The sequence below is a fragment of the Streptomyces sp. NBC_01116 genome (assembly GCF_041435495.1).
Taxonomy (GTDB): Bacteria; Actinomycetota; Actinomycetes; order Streptomycetales; family Streptomycetaceae; genus Streptomyces.
Genome location: NZ_CP108644.1, coordinates 1,201,725 through 1,218,650, shown reverse-complemented (window position 1 = coordinate 1,218,650; position 16,926 = coordinate 1,201,725). Strand labels below are relative to the sequence as shown.

Below are 16,926 nucleotides of genomic sequence, written 5' to 3'. Positions count from 1 at the left end.
CGCGGGCGGGAAGCGGACCGTCCTCCCGCCCGCGGTGCCGTGCCGGGCGCCCCGGTCAGCTCTCGGCGCCCGCCGGCTGCGCCTTCGCCAGCGGCTCGGACGGCCTGGCCTCGACGGCCATCGCCTCCACCGGAACGGCCTGGACCGGACGGGCCGCCGTCTCCACCGCCACCGGGACCTGCTCCGTCGAGGGCCCCTCGTCGGCGGGCTCCGGCGCGGACGCCGCCTCCACCGAGGTATGCCGGCCGGGCAGCAGGTCGAGCACCGCCTGCCGGTGCGCGTCGCTCGTGGCGTCGTCGTACGGGTCCGGGGTGGCGGGCACCTGGAGCCGCAGGACCGGACCCGCCCCGAGGCGGACGTAACCGCGCCCCGGGGGGACCTCGGACGGCGGTGTGGTGTGCGGTTCGGCGCCGAGGACGGCCTCGATCTGCTCACGGGAGGCCGGTCCGAGGACCGCGCGGGCGCGGGTGTGGGTCGTGACGGTCTCGGTGAGGGTGTCCAGCGCGTCGAACTGCTCGGCCAGCACGACGGTGACCTGGGCGGCCCGGCCGTGCCGCAGCGGGATCCGGAGCAGCTCCAGCGGATCGGTCCTGCCGTCGGCCGCCGCGAGATGGCCCAGCGCTCCGGGGCGGTCCAGCAGGATCCACAGCGGGCGCCGGATGTCGTCCGGCACGGGATGGCCGCTCTGCCGTGCCCGGTTGGCGGCGATCAGCCGGCGCTCCGTCTCGTGCGCCGCCCACTCCAGCGTCGCCAGCGCCCCGCCGAGGCCCGACTCGACGGCGAGGACGCCGCCGCGCCCGGCGAGGGCGCCGTACTCGCCGGTGCCGCCGCCGTCGACGACGATGACGTCGCCGTCCCGGAGCGCCTGGAGGGCGATCGAACGGACCAGGGTCGTGGTGCCGCCGCCGGGCTGTCCGACGGCCAGCAGGTGCGGTTCGGTGGAGCGGCCGCCGGTCCGCCAGACCACGGGCGAGGCGTCCACCGTCATGTCGCCGTCGCGCACGGGGACGGTGCGCGAGACGGCGTCCGGGTCGGTGAAGCCGAGCACCGTCTCGCCGGGGGCGGTGACGAAGCGCTGCGCGGCGATCGTCGTGGGGAGTGCGTCCAGCACGGTCATGACGAGGCGGTTGGCCTCCTCGTCCCAGCCGAAGCGGTACTCGCGGCCCCGGCCGGACTTGGTGTGGAGCAACTGCTCGATCCGGGAGCGGGCGGCCGCCTCGCCGTCCGTGAAGTACGCGGGGTAGGAGACCCGCAGGCGGGTGAGCCGCCCGTCGGCGTCGAAGGCGTACCCGTCGAAGGCCTTGTCCCAGTCGCCGCCGTGGGCGAACAGCGGAGCGGGGTCGTCGGGCGTCGAGAAGTACGGCACGAGGGCCTCGTACAGCGACCGCAGGCGCGCGGTCTCCGCGTCGTCGGGCCCGGTCCTCACCGGGGTCCGCTCCCGCCCCTTCCACGCGGCAGCGCCCATCACCGTGACCAGGGCCAGGATCGGCCCGTAGGGGACGAGCGCCACCGCCAGCACGCAGGCCGCGCCGAGGAACAGCTTGGGACCGCGCCGTTCCTTGGGCGTCGCGACCCACTTCTGCCGGCCGGACACGGCCAGCAGCCGCAGTCCGCGGACCACCGTGATCAGCGGATGGAGGACATCGGTGGCACCGTCGGCGGCCGTGCGCGCGATCTCTCTGCCGCGAGTGATCGAAGCGCTGCCGCTGCTCAGAATGCGGGGGAGTGGTCGCCGGGCCACGTCGGTCTCCTGAAGGGGTGGGAGCGGTTGCGGAGCGTCAGAACTTGATCCCGCCCAGCAGGCCGGCGAGGCTCGCCCCGCCCGCCGTGATGCTCGGCGCGATGGCGGTGCCGGCCAGGTAGAAGCCGAACAGGGCACAGACGATGGCGTGGGAGGCCTTGAGTCCGTCCTTCTTGAAGAACAGGAAGACGACGATGGCGAGCAGTACCACGCCCGAGATGGAAAGGATCATGAGCGGTTCTCTCCTGGTTGAAGGGGACAGTCACCATGAGTCCTTCCAGGATCACGAGAAGTATCTATACGACAAAAGGTGCAATCGAGTGAATAACCTGCTCTTTCACTTGACTGGCCCACGGAAGTCGGCTCCCGGAGAGCGGCATCACCTCGTCCGTGCCGGGCAGGATCAGCCGCGGTGATCCCTTGCCGCATCCGGGCCGGGTCATGTCGTCCCGGGAGCAGTACCCTGTCGATTCACTCGTACGGTCCCGTGCCGTACTCCCCACCAGGTCAACGCGGCGGTGAGCCGTGGCAGCAGTCAAGGAAGGCGGTCCGTCCGATGAGCGAAACCCCTGATCCCGAGGTGGTCGAGCTGGCGACCAAGGTCTTCGACCTGGCCCGCGCCGGCGACACCGAGGCGCTCACGGCATACGTCGAGGCCGGAGTCCCCGCCAACCTGACCAACGACCGGGGCGACACACTGCTCATGCTCGCCGCCTACCACGGGCACGCCGGGACGGTCGCCGCCCTCGTCGCACGCGAGGCAGACCCGGACCGGGCCAACGACCGGGGCCAGACCCCGCTGGCCGGAGCCGTCTTCAAGGGCGAGGACGCCGTCATCGACGCGCTGCTCGCCGCCGGCGCCGACCCGGCCGCCGGAACACCGTCCGCGCTGGACACGGCCCGGATGTTCGGCAAGTCCGACCTGCTGGAACGCTTCGGTGCCCGGTGAGACGCCGGCGGGCGCGCCGCATCGCGCGTCCGTCGTGGGCTCCGCTGACCGGTCCGTCGTAAATGTGGTCGCGGTGGCGAAATGGCTGGGTCATCATGACGTCGCGGGCCCTCTCAGGGCCACCGACGAGAGGCAGAGGAAGATGCTCTACACCAGGCGAAAGACGGCGGTCGGCCGATCATGTCACTGCGCGGCGTAACGGTGTCCCCCGGACACTCCCGCGTGCCGAGAGGCACGGGGCACTGCACAGTCCCGGTTGCGTCGACAGCTTGATGTGAGGCTTTCTCCCATGTTCGATCCGTTCATAGCGCCGAGCGGCACCCTGCTCGGCCTGTTGCAGAGGGGCCGCGGCGACGGCACGCTCCACGCGCTCGCCGCACCGCGCCCCGAGGCCCTCGCGGCTCTCAACCACTGCGTCGTGAGCGACCCCCGTCACGACTGGCAGGTGGAGAACCGCTCCCTCTACTACGCGCGCCTCTACCTCGACCTCGACGGCGGTATCGAGGAGATCGAGCGACACCTCGCCGATCCCGACGACCACCTCGACACCGACGACTCCCGGACCGGCCTGGCGCTGTCCGTCCTCGGCCACCTCGCCTCCTACGGGCGCGACGACGCCCTGGCCCTGCTCCGCCGCTACGCGGCGACCGGCGCCAACTGGGCCTGGGCCCTGGACGAACTCGCCCTGCGCGACGACGACGCCGGCCTGCGCTCCCTCGCGCTGCCGGTCCTCGCCCGCTTCCCGGCCACCGACCAGGGCTCGGCCGACCTCGCCGCCGCCGTACGGGACTCCTTCGAGCCGCGGCCCTGGCGGCTGTGGGCCGACGACCCGCGCGAAGCGGTCGGCGCCCGGGTCAGGGCCGCCGGCGAACAGGGCTCGTTCGACCGATGGCAACGCCAGATGCGCCCCGGGGGTCCCCGCCCCGGCTGGAGCGTCCAGGCGGTCTTCGACTGGGCCCAGCAGGCCCTGGAGCGCGGCAGCGAACTGCACGTCCCCGCGGCCCGCTGCCTCTCCGCCGTCGCCGGACCCGACGATCTGCCCCTGATCGTCGAGGCCGCCCGAAGCGGCCCCGAAGGCGCACGCTGCGCCGCCCTGCACTACCTCGCGGAGGCGGGCGATCCCGCCGTCCTCGACCTCATCGAGGCCGCCGCCGTCAGCCCCTCCCGTACCGTCGCCGACTCGGCCATCGCCGCCTTCGAGCGGATGACCTGCGACGACGCCGTGGAACGGGCCCGGCGCTGGGCCCACCGCCCCGACGCACTCGGGGCCTCGGCCGCCGGAGTGCTCGCCTGCCGAGGCACCGCCCAGGACGCTCCCCAAGTCCTCGGCGCGCTGCGGGAGGCCGTACGCGGCGACGGACCCGACGCCCCCCGGCTCTGGACGCTGGTCGACGGAGCGGGCCGCCTCGGCATCGCCTGCGCCGCGCCCGTGCTGCGCCACGTCTACCGCGAGACGTCCTCCTCGCACCTGCGGGGCAGGGCCGCCCGCGCCCTGGCCGCCACCGACCCGTCCTACCCGACCGGGTTCGCGGTGGAGTGCCTCTGGGACTGCGAGGAGACCACCCGCGAGGTGGCCGCACTGCACGCCGAGACCGGAGACGTCCGCGTCGCCGAACGCCTGCGCCGCCTGGCCGCCGATCCGGCGGAGGAGGCCGAGGTCCAGACGGCGGTACGGAGCCGCATCGGGCCGGACGCGCCGGCTCTCTGACCGCGGGAGCCCAGGAGCGCACGCGAGCCCGGGAGGCCCCGGCAGCCCAGGAGGAGGGGCGTTGTCAGACCCTCCTCCTAGGGTTCCCCCATGGACGACAACGAGTGGTGGGAGCTGGTCGAACGGGCTCGCGACGCGGCCGGGGACCGGGCGGACGACCGGGACCCGCCCGACGACCCCCTGCCCGGAGCCCTGACCGATGTGCTCGCGGCAGCCCTGGAGCCGGAGCGGATCGCCGCCTTCGCCGTCACGGCGGCGGACGTGACCCGGTCCGCCTACCGGTGGCCCCTGTGGAACGCGGCCTATCTCATCGAGGGCGGCTGCGGCGACGACGGGTTCATGGACTTCCGCGACGGGCTCGCCCTGCTCGGCCGGGAGACCTTCACCCGGGCGGTGGCCGATCCGGACACGCTGGCCGCACTGCCGGTGGTGATCCGGATGAGCCGGGGGGAGAGCGGCTGGATCGGATACGAGTCCCTGAACACCCCGATCACCGAGGCCTACCAGCGTCTCCGGGGCGAGAGGGCCTCCCTCGACGCCGCCGTGGAGGCGGCGCTGCGCGAGCGCATACGGCCGGCGGACCCGGCGGGCGAGAGCTGGGACGCCGAGGACGCCGCCGCGAACAGCCGCCATCTGCCCCGGCTGGCGGCGCTCTTCCAGGACTGAGTCCCCTCCCTGGGGGACGGAATCCCGCGCGGGCACTCCGGCCCGGGTCCTGTCGTCGAACTGCCGTCGTCGCCCGGAGGGCGGCCCTGCGGGGTCGGGTGCGTGTTCCCGGTGTGCCGGGTGTGGGTCGGGACGTACTCGGGCCTGTGCCCGGTGCGGCGCGAGCGCGTGCAGGGCGCAGCGGGGCAGGCGGCAGCTCGACGACAGGGCCTAGGGCGTGTTTCGAAAGTAGCGCCGTCCGCCCGGAGGGCGGGCTCGGCGGCGTCTGGTGCGTGCGATCGCAAGGCGGAGGGTCGCCCCGATACTGGATGTATCGGGGCGATCCCGACAACGCGGCGAGGGATGGGGCCTCCCCTGCTCGAGCGAAGCCGAGAGCTTGGGGAAGTGCCAGGCGTCGCCGAGCAGGCGGGACTTTCGAAACACGCCCTAGCGAGACCCTGCGGATGCTCCGCCCCCTGCGAGGCTGCGGGCGCGGGCACAGAATGGCGCCATGACCGGACGCTGGGAGTTCTGGATCGACCGGGGCGGCACCTTCACCGATGTGGTGGGCCGCCGTCCCGACGGCCGCCTGATCACCCGCAAGCTCCTCTCCCACGACCCCGGCCGCTACGACGACGCGGCCGTCGCCGGAATCCGGCTGCTCCTCGGCCTGGGCCCCGGCGAACCGGTGCCCGCCGACCGGGTCGCCGCCGTCCGGATGGGCACCACGGTCGCCACCAACGCCCTGCTGGAGCGACGGGGCGAGCCGACCGTCCTGCTGATCACCGAAGGATTCCGCGACGCGCTGCGGATCGCGTACCAGAACCGTCCCCGTCTCTTCGACCGGCACATCGTCCTGCCCGAGTCCGTCCACGAGCGCGTGATCGAGGTCCCCGAACGCCTCGATGCCCGCGGCCGCACCGTACGCCCTCTCGAACTCGACCCCGTACGCGAACAGTTGCGCGCCGCGCACGCCGACGGTCTGCGCAGCGCCGCCGTCGTCCTGATGCACGGCTACCGCTACCCCGCCCACGAACGGGCCGTCGCCGAGGCGGCCCGCGAGGCGGGATTCACCCAGGTCAGCAGCTCCCACGAGGTCAGCCCGCTGATCAGGCTCGTCCCCCGCGGCGACACCACGGTCGTCGACGCCTACCTCTCGCCCGTCCTGCGCCGGTACGTCGACGAGGTCGCGGCCCGCCTCGACGGGATCCGGCTGATGTTCCTCCAGTCCAACGGCGGCCTGCGCGAAGCCGCCCGGTTCCGCGGCAAGGACGCCGTCCTCTCCGGCCCGGCCGGAGGCGTCGTCGGCATGGTCCGCACGTCGCGGCAGGCCGGATACGACCGCGTCATCGGGTTCGACATGGGCGGCACCTCCACCGACGTCTCCCACTACGCCGGCGCGTTCGAACGGGAGCTGGGCACCGAGGTCGCCGGGGTCCGGATGCGCGCCCCGATGATGAGCATCCACACCGTCGCGGCCGGCGGCGGCTCCGTCCTGCACTTCGACGGCAGCCGCTACCGCGTCGGCCCCGACTCGGCCGGCGCCGACCCCGGCCCCGCCTGCTACCGCCGGGGCGGTCCCCTCACCGTCACCGACGCCAACGTGATGCTCGGCCGGGTCCAGCCCGGCCACTTCCCGGCGGTCTTCGGCGAGGACGGAGGCCTCCCGCTCGACGCCGACCTGGTACGGAAGCGGTTCTCGGCGCTCGCCGACGAGGTGGGGCGCGCCACCGGGCGACGGCCGGACGAGGCGGAAGCGGCTGCGGGCTTCCTGGAGATCGCCGTGCTCAACATGGCCAACGCCGTCAAGAAGATCTCCGTGCAGCGCGGCCACGACATCACCCGCTACGCGCTGACCGGCTTCGGCGGCGCGGGCGGCCAGCACGTCTGCGCGGTCGCCGACGCCCTGGGCATCGACACGGTCCTCGTCCCCCCGCTCGCCGGGGTGCTCTCCGCCTACGGCATCGGCCTGGCCGACGCCACCGCCATGCGCGAGCAGTCGGTGGAGGAGCAGCTCGACCGGGCCGCCCGGGAGCGTGTGGAGAGGCTCTGCGCGGAGCTGGCCGACCGTACCCGCGAAGCCCTGCGCGCCGACGGAACGCCGGACTCCGCGATCACCACGCAGGCCCGCGTCCTGCTGCGGTACGCCGGGACGGACGCGGCGCTGCCGGTGGACCTGGACACGGAGACCGCCATGGCGGAGGCGTTCGCCGCCGCCCACCGGGCCCGGTTCGGCTTCACGATGGACAAGCCCGTCGTCGTGGAAACGGTCACGGTGGAAGCCACCGGAGCGACCGATGCCACCGCTGAGACCGGTGCGACTGATGCGACCAGTGATGCCGGTCGTGCCGATGCGACCAGTGATGCCGGTCGTGCCGATGCGACCAGTGATGCCGGTCGTGCCGATGCGACCCGTGATGCCGGCGGTGCCTGTGGTGCCGATGCGACCGGTGATGCCGCGCCCGCCGCCGGCACCGGTCCGCGCGACGGCGACCCCGGCACCCCGCCGCGCCCGGCCGACACCGTGGACCTGTACGCCGAGGGGCGATGGCAGCGGGCCCCGCTGTACCGCCGGTCGGACCTGCGCCCCGCCGACACCGTCACCGGGCCCGCCGTCGTCGCCGAGGACGACGCCACCACCGTCGTCGACCCCGGCTGGCGGGCGGAAGCGGCCCCCACCGGACATCTCGTCCTCACCCGCGGCCGCCCCCGGCCCGAACGCACCGCCGTCGGCACCCGGGTGGACCCGGTGATGCTGGAGGTCTTCAACAACCTCTTCATGTCGATCGCCGAGCAGATGGGCGTCCGGCTGGAGAGCACCGCCCACTCGGTCAACATCAAGGAGCGCCTCGACTTCTCCTGCGCCCTGTTCGACGCCGAGGGCAACCTGATCGCCAACGCCCCGCACATCCCGGTGCACCTCGGCTCGATGGGCGAGTCGATCAAAGAGGTCCTGCGGCGCAACGGGGGGAGACTGCGCCCCGGCGACGTGTACGCCGTCAACGACCCGTACCACGGCGGCACCCACCTGCCCGATGTCACCGTGGTGACCCCCGTGTTCGACGAGGGCGGGGCGGGGGAGCGCGGCCGCCTGCGCTTCCTGGTCGCCTCGCGCGGCCACCACGCCGAGATCGGCGGCATCACCCCCGGCTCCATGCCCGCCTTCAGCCGGACGATCCACGAGGAGGGCGTCCTCTTCGACAACTGGCCGCTCGTCCGCGACGGCCGGCTCCTGGAGGACGAGACCCGCGACCTGCTCACCTCCGCCCCGTACCCCTCCCGCGACCCGGACGCCAACCTCGCCGACCTGCGCGCCCAGATCGCCGCCAACGAGAAGGGCATCGCCGAACTGCGGCGCATGACCGACCAGTTCGGGGCCGACGTCGTGGACGCCTACATGGGGCACGTCCAGGACAACGCCGAGGAGTCCGTACGCCGCATCGTCGCCGGACTGCACGACGGGCACTGCCGCTACGAGACCGACGGCGGGGCCGTGATCCAGGTCCGGCTGACCGTGGACCGGGAGGCCCGCGGCGCCCACCTCGACTTCACCGGGACCTCGCCCCAGCAGCCCGGCAACGCCAACGCGCCCCGGTCCGTCGTCATGGCCGCCGTCCTCTATGTCTTCCGGACCCTCGTCGGGGAGGACATCCCGCTCAACAGCGGCTGCCTCGAACCCCTGGAGGTGACGATCCCGCCCGGGTCCATGCTCGACCCCGCCTACCCGGCGGCGACCGTCGCGGGCAACGTGGAGACCTCCCAGGCGGTCACCGGAGCCCTGTACGGAGCGATCGGCGGCCAGGCCGAGGGCTCCGGCACCATGAACAACCTCACCTTCGGCAACGACCGCGTCCAGTACTACGAGACGATCGCCAGCGGCTCGGGTGCGGGGGACGGCTTCGACGGCGCCGACGCCGTACAGACCCATATGACCAACTCCCGGCTCACCGACCCCGAGATCCTGGAGTGGCGGCTGCCCGCCCTGCTGGAGGGGTTCACCGTCCGGGACGGCAGCGGGGGAGCGGGGCGGTGGCACGGCGGCGACGGGGTCGAGCGTCGTATCCGCTTCCTGGAGCCGGTCACGGTCGCCCTGCTCTCCGGACACCGCCGTGTCCCGCCGTACGGAGCGGGCGGCGGCGGGCCGGGGGCGCTCGGGGAGCAGCACATCGAGCGGGCCGGAGGCGAAGTGGTCCCGCTGGAGGGCCGCGACACCGCCGAACTCGACGCCGGAGACGTGCTCGTGGTGCGCACACCGGGCGGCGGCGGCTACGGACCCGCACGGACGTGAGGCCGGCCTGGAGGCCCGCACGGGGCCGGTCGCATAAACGCCGTTTCGACCGTTGTCGGTGCGAGGACCTAATCTGTCCCACGTGACTTCGCCTGCCTACCCGGACACCGCCTCGCCGCAGCTCAGCGCGGGGCCGCGGCCTGCCCCGGGCCCCGCCGCCGACGAGGGGCTCTCGCGGCGGCTGCGCGCGCTCGCGTGCACGGCGCCGCTGCACGACCTCGATGTCCGCAAGGCGAATCTGGCCGGCGAGTACACGGTGTACGCCATGGCGGAGGTCGCCCTCGCCGCGATCGACCACGTCACGCTCAACATGGACTTCGACACCGGTGCCGACCACGACCAGATAGTGGCCAGACTGCTGTCCCGGGTCGGCGCCCAGGCCCCCGACCGCCCCGTCACCGAGCACGAACGGGTCGCCCGCTGGGTCCTGGAGAACCTGATCAACGTCGGCAGCGTCGACCGCGGCTTCCGCGCGGTCTACGGCACCTTCGGTCCCGACGGGGTCTACGTCCGCCGGGACTACGACTTCAAGCTCATCGAAGAGGTCCCGGGCTACGGCGGCACGGTCTACCTCCGCGCCACCGACGAAGCGGTCAACGTCCTGGTCGGCGCGCTGGACACCGATGTCACCAGCGCCCAGATCGCCGCCGAGGTCAAGCTGGAGGTCCTCATCAGCCGGGGCCGCCTCGCCGACGCCCAGCTCGCCGCCGAACAGGCCCGCTACCGCACCGTGCAGTACGCCGAGACCCTGCGCCGGACCCTGGAGGCCACCCGGCGCAACGTCCGCGCCGTCGACTGGCTCCACACCGTCCCGGACATGATCGCCGAGGCCCTCGACCACGTGGCCGACCGCTACCGCCACGAGAACGCGATCCTCACCAACATCCGCAAGGCCCGCGACGAGGCCGAGGACCCCGAGCACAAGCGCCGGGCCGCCGAGCTGGTCGACATCGTCAAGGACTGCATCCGCCGCCACACCCAGCTCCAGTCCCGGCTCCTGGAGGCGGGCCCCCTCTTCCGCGCGGAGCAGGACCGGCAGGCGTTCGCCCCGCCCACCGCCCACGCGGGCCTCGATCTGTACGGGCAGCTGCTCGCCCCGCTCCTTCCCCTCCCCGTCGAGCAGTCCACCCGGGCCACCGACGCCTTCTTCGCCCACGGCACCGGACTGCGCACGCCCACGTCCGTACGGGTCGCGGACCTGGTCGACCTGCTGCTCACCCCGCCGCTGGAGCGCGAGCACCTGGGCGCGGAGATGCCCGAGCCCGACCTCATCGCCACCCCCGACGACAGCCGGTTCAGCGAGGAGCAGCTCGCCCGCGCCATGACCCTGCTCGACCTGGAGCACGACGCCCCGCGCCGGCTCTCCGGACTGCTCGCCGAGGCCCGCGACACAGGAGACACCGACCTGCCCTACCTGGTCGCCCTGCTCGCCGTTCACGCAGCCAGCCCGCCGGTCGGTACCGCCTACCGCCAGGGCGAACGACGCCTGCTGTTCGCCGTGGACGACGGCGCGCAGCTGGACGACCCGGAGTTCGGTGGCGCCGACCTGATCGTGGGCACCGCCCTGCTGGACGCCGTCGGCATGGCCGCCGACCGCAAGGAGGCCTCGTGACAGGCCCCGCGGCCTCCGCCGCGCACCGCTCCGCGGCCTCCGCCGTGCACCGCTCCGCGCCCTCCGCCGCGACCGGGCCCGCCCTCCTTCCGCACCAGCACGTCTTCCGTACCGAGGAGTCCCAGCCGTGAGCGACCACGACGCCGAGCACGCCGACGCGTGGACCGAGCCCTCCGCGCACGCCGGGCCCCCCACCCCCTACGCGGGCGACTTCGCGCACCCGGGCGCCGCCGCGCCCGCCGGGCAGCCGCCCGTCACGCCGGCCGACGCGGCCGACGCCGCCCGGCTGGTCTCCTTCGGGCTCCAGCCCAAGCTGCTGCCCGCCCGCGACGCCGAATACGCCGACCTGCTGCGGCGCTACCGCGAGGAGAGCGCCTTCGCCCGGCTCGCCGACGCCGTCGCCACCGGCCTCGGCCTCATTGTCCTGGAGGTCTCCCCGCGCGCCGGGATGGCCGTGACCGCGGGTGAGGACTCCGTCTTCGCCGTCCGCATGGGCGACTACGCCCGCCGCGCCTCCTCCGACGCCGCCGACCGCTTCCTGCACGGCCTCGCCCACCTCGCCGTCGCCGCCCTGGCCTTCCCCCGCCCCGAGGACCTCGCCGACGACGCCTACATCGGCCGCATCACGGTCAACGGCGTCGACGCCTTCGTACGCCAGGCCTGCCACCGACTGGAGGAGCGGGCCGAGGAGCAGGGCGACAACACCGACCCGGCCAGCGACGCCCCCGGACTCGAAGCCGGCTGGCGGATCTACGCCCGCCGCAGCTCCACCGGCGCGACCAAGGACGCCCGCCGGCTCGCCGGATCCACCACCGGCATCATCGGCAAGGCCGTCGCCTTCCTCACCGACTCCGGCTTCCTCCAGCGCACCGGCGACGACGCGGGCGGCGCCTACCGCACCACCGCCCGCTACCAGCTCCAGGTCCGCGACCTGGCGGGCGGCGCCGCCATGGCCGAACTGCTGGAGCTCGGCGTCGTCCCCGTCACCGACGGCTCCGCCACCCTGCTGCCGCCGCCCGACCCCGACAGCATGGAGCTGGCCGCCGACGCGGGGCTGCCCTTCCACTCCTGACCTTCCCTTCCCACCCGACCGGCCGTTACCGACCGGCCCGCACACCCCGCACCTGCCGCTCCGCCCCCGCTCACCGAACGACGAGAGTCCGCCGCCATGTACGAGTTGTCCCGGGTCCGCCTCTACTCCATCGGGCCTGCCGGTGCGCGCTACGCCGACACCGTCCTCGACCTGCGCGGCGTCGGCGCACCCGTTCCCAGCCCCGCCCCCGCCCAGGCGGAGTTCTTCGAGGACGAGGCGGTCGGCCCGCCCCGCCGCCCCGCCCCCGCGGGCGTCCTCTTCCTGGAGAACGGCGGCGGCAAGTCCGTCCTGCTCAAGCTGATCTTCTCGGTGATGCTCCCCGGCCACCGCAACACCCTCGGCGGCGCCAGCTCCGGCGTGCTGCGCAAGTTCCTCCTGGCCGACGACTGCGGGCACGTCGCCCTGGAGTGGCAGCACACCCTCACCGGCGAGTGCGTCGTGGTCGGCAAGGTGAGCGAGTGGCGCGGCCGTCAGGTCTCTGGCGACCCCCGCAAGTTCGCCGAGGCCTGGTATTCGTTCCGGCCCGGCCCCGGGCTCAGCCTGGACAGCCTGCCCGTCGCCGAGTCCTCCGCCGTGGGCCGCCCCGCCGAAGGCGTCTCCGGCGCACGCGGCAGGCGGCGCACCATGAAGGGCTTCCGCGACGCGCTGATGGACGCGGGCAAGTTCTACGCGCACCTCGACGTGCACTGGGAAGAGATCCACGACCGCTGGAACGAACACCTCGGCGACCTCGGCCTCGACCCCGAACTCTTCCGCTACCAGCGCGAGATGAACGCCGACGAGGGCGAGGCCGCCGGGCTCTTCGCGGTGAAGAAGGACTCCGACTTCACCGACCTCCTGCTCCGCGCCGTCACCGACACCCGCGACACCGACGGACTCGCCGACCTGGTCAGCGGCTTCGGCAACAAGCTGGGCCGCCGCGCCGAGCTGACCGCCGAACGCGACTTCACCGCGGGCTCCGTGGACCTCCTGGGCCGGATCGTCGAGGCCACCGACACCCGCGCCCGCACCCGCGACATCCACGCCGGCGCCGAGCGCCGCACCCGCACCCTGGCCCGCCGGCTGACCGCCCGCGCCGCCGAGGAGCGCGGCCGCACCGCCGAGCTGGCCGAACGGGTCACCGCCGCAGCCCACACCGTCACCGAGGCCGAGTCCACCCGGGGCAGCCGGTCCCTGATCGCCGCCGAACTGGCCTACCGGCACGCCTCGCTGGCCCTGGCCGCCGGCGAGAAGAGCGCCGCCGCCGGCCGCAAGGAGCTGGTCGAGGCCCGCACCCTGCACGCCGCCTGGCAGGCCGCCGAGGCCGTCCTGCGCCACCGCGCCGCCGCCGACCGCTCCGCCAGGGTCGCCGCCGCCATCCGCGAGGCCGAACGCGACGCCGCCCCCGCCCTCGCCGCCCGCAGCGCCGCCGCCACCGACCTCGTCCGCGCCCTGCACAGGGCCGCCGAGGAGGGCGAGCGCGTCGCCAACGAGGAGGAGGAGCGCTCCGACACCCTCCAGGCCACCGGCGAACGCGCCCACCGCGACGCCACCGTCGCCGCCACCGAGGCCCAGCGCGCCCGCAGCGAGGCCGGACACCTGCGCCAGCGCCTCGCCGAAGTCGGCCAGGAGACCGCCGAAGCCGTCCGGGCCGGCTGGCTCGACGACACCGCGCCCGACGCCGACCCCGCCCGCGCGGCCCTCGCCGCCAGCGATGCCGAACAGTCTGCCGTCGCCGCCTGGGACACCGCCCGCGAAGCCGCGCGCGCCGCCGCCGACACCGCCCGTGAGGCGGCCGTCGCCGAGAGCCGCGCCGATCTGGCCGCCGCCCGCGCCGCCGACGGGGCCAGGGCGGCCGAGCAGAGCCACGAGGACGAGTTCCGCGCCGCGGCCTCCATCGCCGCCGACCCCCGACTCGCGGACCTGCTGGGCCTGCCCTCCACCACCGGCGTCCCGCACCCGCGCCGGGAAGCCGCCGACGAGGCCCCGGGACCCGACCGGACCGCCACCACCGCCGGCCCCGGCCGGACGGGCGGCGACGGCGCGGACACCGCCGCCGAACCGGCCGCCGACCGCGCGGTGGCCCTCGCCGACCAGCCCGCCGCCGCCCAGCAGCCGCTGACCGCCGAGGAGTTCGACCGCGGCGCCGACGAGCTGCGCGACCTCCTCGACCAGTCCGTGGCCGGCGCCGAACGCCGCCTCTTCGACCTGCGCACCGCCGCAGCCGACGACGCCCGCATCCTCGGCGCGCTCGGCGAGGGCGGGCTGCTGCCGCCAGGACCCGACGTCCTCGCCACCGTCGAGTATCTCGGCGAGCACGGCATCCCCGCCCTGCCCGGCTGGCGCTACCTGGCACAGGCCGTCGACCCGGCCGACCACGCCACCGTCCTCGCCGCCCGCCCGGAGCTCGTCGACGGTGTCGTCATCACCGACCCCGACGCCCACACCCGCGCCCGCGAGGTCCTCGGCAGCGCTGCCCTGCTGCCCCGGTCTGCCGTGGCCGTCGGCACCGCCGCCGCCCTCCTCGCCCCCGTCCCGGCCCCCGGCTCCGACGCGCAGCACGACGGCGTCTTCCTCGTCCCGCCGAACCCGGCCATGCACGACGAACACGCCGCCGACGAGGAGCGCCACGCGCTGCGCAGCCGCGCCGCCGCCCGCGACGAGGACATCAGGACGCTCGCCGCCCGCCTCTCCGGGGACCGCGCCCTCGCCGCCCGCATCGGCTCCTGGCGCGCGGACTGCCCGCCCGGCATGCTCACCGAACTGGCCGAGGCCGCCACCACCGCCCGTACGGCGACCGAGAGCGCCGAAGCCGTCCTCGCCGAGGCCCGCACCGCCCGCGCCGAGGCCGACGAGACCGCGGCCGACACCGCCCGCGTCCGCGACGAGCGCCAGGAAGCCGCCCAGCGGGCCCGCCGCGCCGCCGACGCCCTGGCCGGGCTCGCCCACCGGCTGCGGGAGCGGGCCGGCTGGCAGGTCCGGCTGCGCGAACTGGTCGACGAGGCCGCCGAGTCCGAGGCCCGCGCCGCCGTCTGCCTCGACCTCGCCCGCGCCGCCGACGAGGACCGCAGGGCCGCCCAACGCGCCGGGGACGACGCCCGCCGCACCGCCCGCGCCCTGCGGGCCGAGCGCGCCGAGATCGCCGGCGTCCCCGAAGTCCTCCCCGAGCCGGACGCGACCGCGGCCCGCACCGCCCTGCCCACTCTGCGCGAGGCCTACCGGGCCGCGTCCCAGCTGTACGAGAAGGTCGGCGTCGGCGCCGACCTGCGCGCCGAACAGGCCCGCGCCGAGAGCGACGAGAGCGCCGCCCTCGCGGAGCTGGACCGCCTCACCAACAAGGTCCGCACCCGCGCCGCGCAGCTCCTGGAGGGCACCGACGGAGCCGACGGGCCCTCCCGCCAGGCCGCCGCCGCCCGCGCCGAGGCACACGTCCAGCTCCTGGAGACCCGCGCCTCCACCGCCAGCGAGCACCTGGGACGGCTGCGCGGCGAGGCCGAGCGGCTCGCCCCCGACGACGAGCGGCAGCACCACACCGAACTGCCGGACGAGCTCGTACCGGCCGACGCCGAAAGGGCCCAGGCCCTCCTGCGTACCGCAACCGCCGAGCTGGCCGCCGCCACCGGGGCCCTGGACACCGCCCGCGCCGCCCACAGCGAGCTTCTGCACGCCCACCGCACCGCCGAGGACTCCGCCGGCGGCTTCGACGAGACGGCAGCCCTGCTGCGGGACCTCCTGCGCGACCACGGCACGGAGGACGGGACCGAGCACCCCGACCCCTACCCCGGCACCCTGGAGGAGGCCCGGCAGTCCGCCGCCGAGTCCCGCCGCTCCCTGCGCGGCTGCAACGCCGACCTCTCGGCGGCCGAGAGCGCCGTCCGGGAAGCGAGCGACGTCCTCGTCCGGCACGCCAACTCCACCCGGTACGAGCAGGTCCGCACCCCCGCCCGCCAGCAGATCCGCGAGCTGCCCGCCTCGGCGCTGCCCGAGCACGCCCAGAAGTGGGCCGACGCCTTCGCCCCCCGGCTGCGCGTCCTCACCGACGAGCTGATCCAGCTGGAGCGCAACCGCGACTCGATCGTCGACCGGCTGCGCGGCCTGGTCGACTCCGCGCTCACCACCCTGCGCTCCGCCCAGCGGCTCTCCCAGCTCCCCGAAGGACTGGGGGAGTGGTCGGGCCAGGAGTTCCTCCGGATCCGCTTCGAGGAACCCGACCAGGCCACCCTCACCGAACGCCTCGGCGAGGTCGTCGACGAGGCCACCCACGCCGCCCTCAAGAAGAATTCCGACCTGCGCCGGGACGGCATGTCCCTGCTGCTGAGGGGCGTGGAGGCGGCGCTGCGGCCCAAGGGCATCGCGGTGGAGATCCTCAAGCCGGACGCCGTGCTGCGCGCCGAGCGGGTCCCCGTCGGGCAGATGGGCGACGTCTTCTCCGGCGGGCAGCTGCTCACCGCCGCCATCGCCCTGTACTGCACGATGGCGGCGCTGCGCAGCAACGACCGGGGCCGCGACCGCCATCGGCACGCGGGGACCCTGTTCCTCGACAATCCGATCGGCCGCGCCAACGCCACGTACCTGCTGGAGCTCCAGCGGGCGGTGTCGGACGCGCTGGGCGTGCAACTGCTCTACACGACCGGCCTGTTCGACACGACCGCGCTCGCCGAGTTCCCTCTCGTCATCCGGCTGCGCAACGACGCGGACCTGAGGGCCGGACTCAAGTACATCAGCGTGGAGGAGCATCTGCGCCCCGGTCTGCCGCAGCAGGACCCGGACGGGGAGACGGTCCACGGCGAGATCACGGCGACCCGCATGTTCAGGAGGAACGAGCAGACCGCCGCCGAAACCCCGGCACCGCGGTCCGGCGCGTAGCCACGGACCGCCACCGCCGTCGCCGCCGAGCGGTTCTGCTCGGCG

At 74.7% G+C, this 16,926-nt stretch carries 10 protein-coding genes; 8 read left to right on the top strand and 2 right to left on the bottom strand.

Features of this window, described 5'->3' with window-relative positions:
• Positions 1-55: 55 nt before the first annotated feature.
• Both OG245_RS05105 and OG245_RS05100 read right to left on the bottom strand, forming a co-directional pair.
• Complete coding sequence (locus tag OG245_RS05105; RefSeq protein ID WP_371622353.1) at positions 56-1,741, bottom strand: hypothetical protein; 1,686 nt, start codon at positions 1,739-1,741, stop codon at positions 56-58.
• A 37-nt stretch (positions 1,742-1,778) separates the two neighbouring features.
• The gene (locus OG245_RS05100; RefSeq protein WP_003970432.1) at positions 1,779-1,973 is read right to left on the bottom strand and encodes a hypothetical protein; all 195 of its coding nucleotides are present in this window, start codon (positions 1,971-1,973) and stop codon (positions 1,779-1,781) included.
• 324 nt (positions 1,974-2,297) lie between these two features.
• Here OG245_RS05100 and OG245_RS05095 point away from each other — a divergent pair, with 324 nt between their 5' ends.
• The 8 genes from OG245_RS05095 (at position 2,298) to OG245_RS05060 (ending at position 16,881) form a co-directional block, all read left to right on the top strand.
• Positions 2,298-2,690, top strand: coding sequence for an ankyrin repeat domain-containing protein (locus OG245_RS05095; protein ID WP_047175649.1), 393 nt, complete (start codon positions 2,298-2,300; stop codon positions 2,688-2,690).
• A gap of 289 nt (positions 2,691-2,979) precedes the next feature.
• On the top strand, positions 2,980-4,398 hold the full coding sequence (locus OG245_RS05090) for a HEAT repeat domain-containing protein (protein WP_371622352.1): 1,419 nt from the start codon (positions 2,980-2,982) through the stop codon (positions 4,396-4,398).
• 90 nt (positions 4,399-4,488) lie between these two features.
• Entirely contained in the window at positions 4,489-5,064 is a 576-nt protein-coding gene (locus OG245_RS05085) for a DUF4240 domain-containing protein (protein WP_371622351.1), read from the top strand.
• A 490-nt stretch (positions 5,065-5,554) separates the two neighbouring features.
• Positions 5,555-9,331 (top strand): hydantoinase B/oxoprolinase family protein, encoded by a 3,777-nt coding sequence (locus OG245_RS05080; protein WP_371622350.1) that lies wholly within the window; start codon positions 5,555-5,557, stop codon positions 9,329-9,331.
• Positions 9,332-9,413: 82 nt separating this feature from the next.
• Positions 9,414-10,943 carry a hypothetical protein gene (locus OG245_RS05075; RefSeq protein ID WP_371622349.1) on the top strand — a complete coding sequence of 510 codons (1,530 nt, stop codon included), beginning with the start codon at positions 9,414-9,416 and terminating at the stop codon, positions 10,941-10,943.
• Positions 10,940-11,074, top strand: coding sequence for a hypothetical protein (locus tag OG245_RS05070; protein ID WP_371622348.1), 135 nt, complete (start codon positions 10,940-10,942; stop codon positions 11,072-11,074). The genes OG245_RS05075 and OG245_RS05070 overlap by 4 nt, the downstream gene beginning before the upstream one ends.
• Positions 11,071-12,015, top strand: a complete 945-nt coding sequence (locus tag OG245_RS05065; RefSeq protein WP_371622347.1) for a hypothetical protein — start codon at positions 11,071-11,073, stop codon at positions 12,013-12,015. The genes OG245_RS05070 and OG245_RS05065 overlap by 4 nt, the downstream gene beginning before the upstream one ends.
• A 96-nt stretch (positions 12,016-12,111) precedes the next feature.
• Positions 12,112-16,881 (top strand): hypothetical protein, encoded by a 4,770-nt coding sequence (locus tag OG245_RS05060; RefSeq protein WP_371622346.1) that lies wholly within the window; start codon positions 12,112-12,114, stop codon positions 16,879-16,881.
• Positions 16,882-16,926: the final 45 nt, after the last annotated feature.

Excerpts from the sequence above, each read along its gene's own strand:
- OG245_RS05090 (WP_371622352.1), top strand. The coding sequence starts at position 2,980 with ATGTTCGATCCGTTCATAGCGCCGAGCGGCACCCTGCTCGGCCTGTTG.
- OG245_RS05085 (WP_371622351.1), top strand. The coding sequence starts at position 4,489 with ATGGACGACAACGAGTGGTGGGAGCTGGTCGAACGGGCTCGCGACGCG.
- OG245_RS05060 (WP_371622346.1), top strand. The coding sequence starts at position 12,112 with ATGTACGAGTTGTCCCGGGTCCGCCTCTACTCCATCGGGCCTGCCGGT.
- OG245_RS05095 (WP_047175649.1), top strand. The coding sequence starts at position 2,298 with ATGAGCGAAACCCCTGATCCCGAGGTGGTCGAGCTGGCGACCAAGGTC.
- OG245_RS05100 (WP_003970432.1), bottom strand. The coding sequence starts at position 1,973 with ATGATCCTTTCCATCTCGGGCGTGGTACTGCTCGCCATCGTCGTCTTC.
- OG245_RS05080 (WP_371622350.1), top strand. The coding sequence starts at position 5,555 with ATGACCGGACGCTGGGAGTTCTGGATCGACCGGGGCGGCACCTTCACC.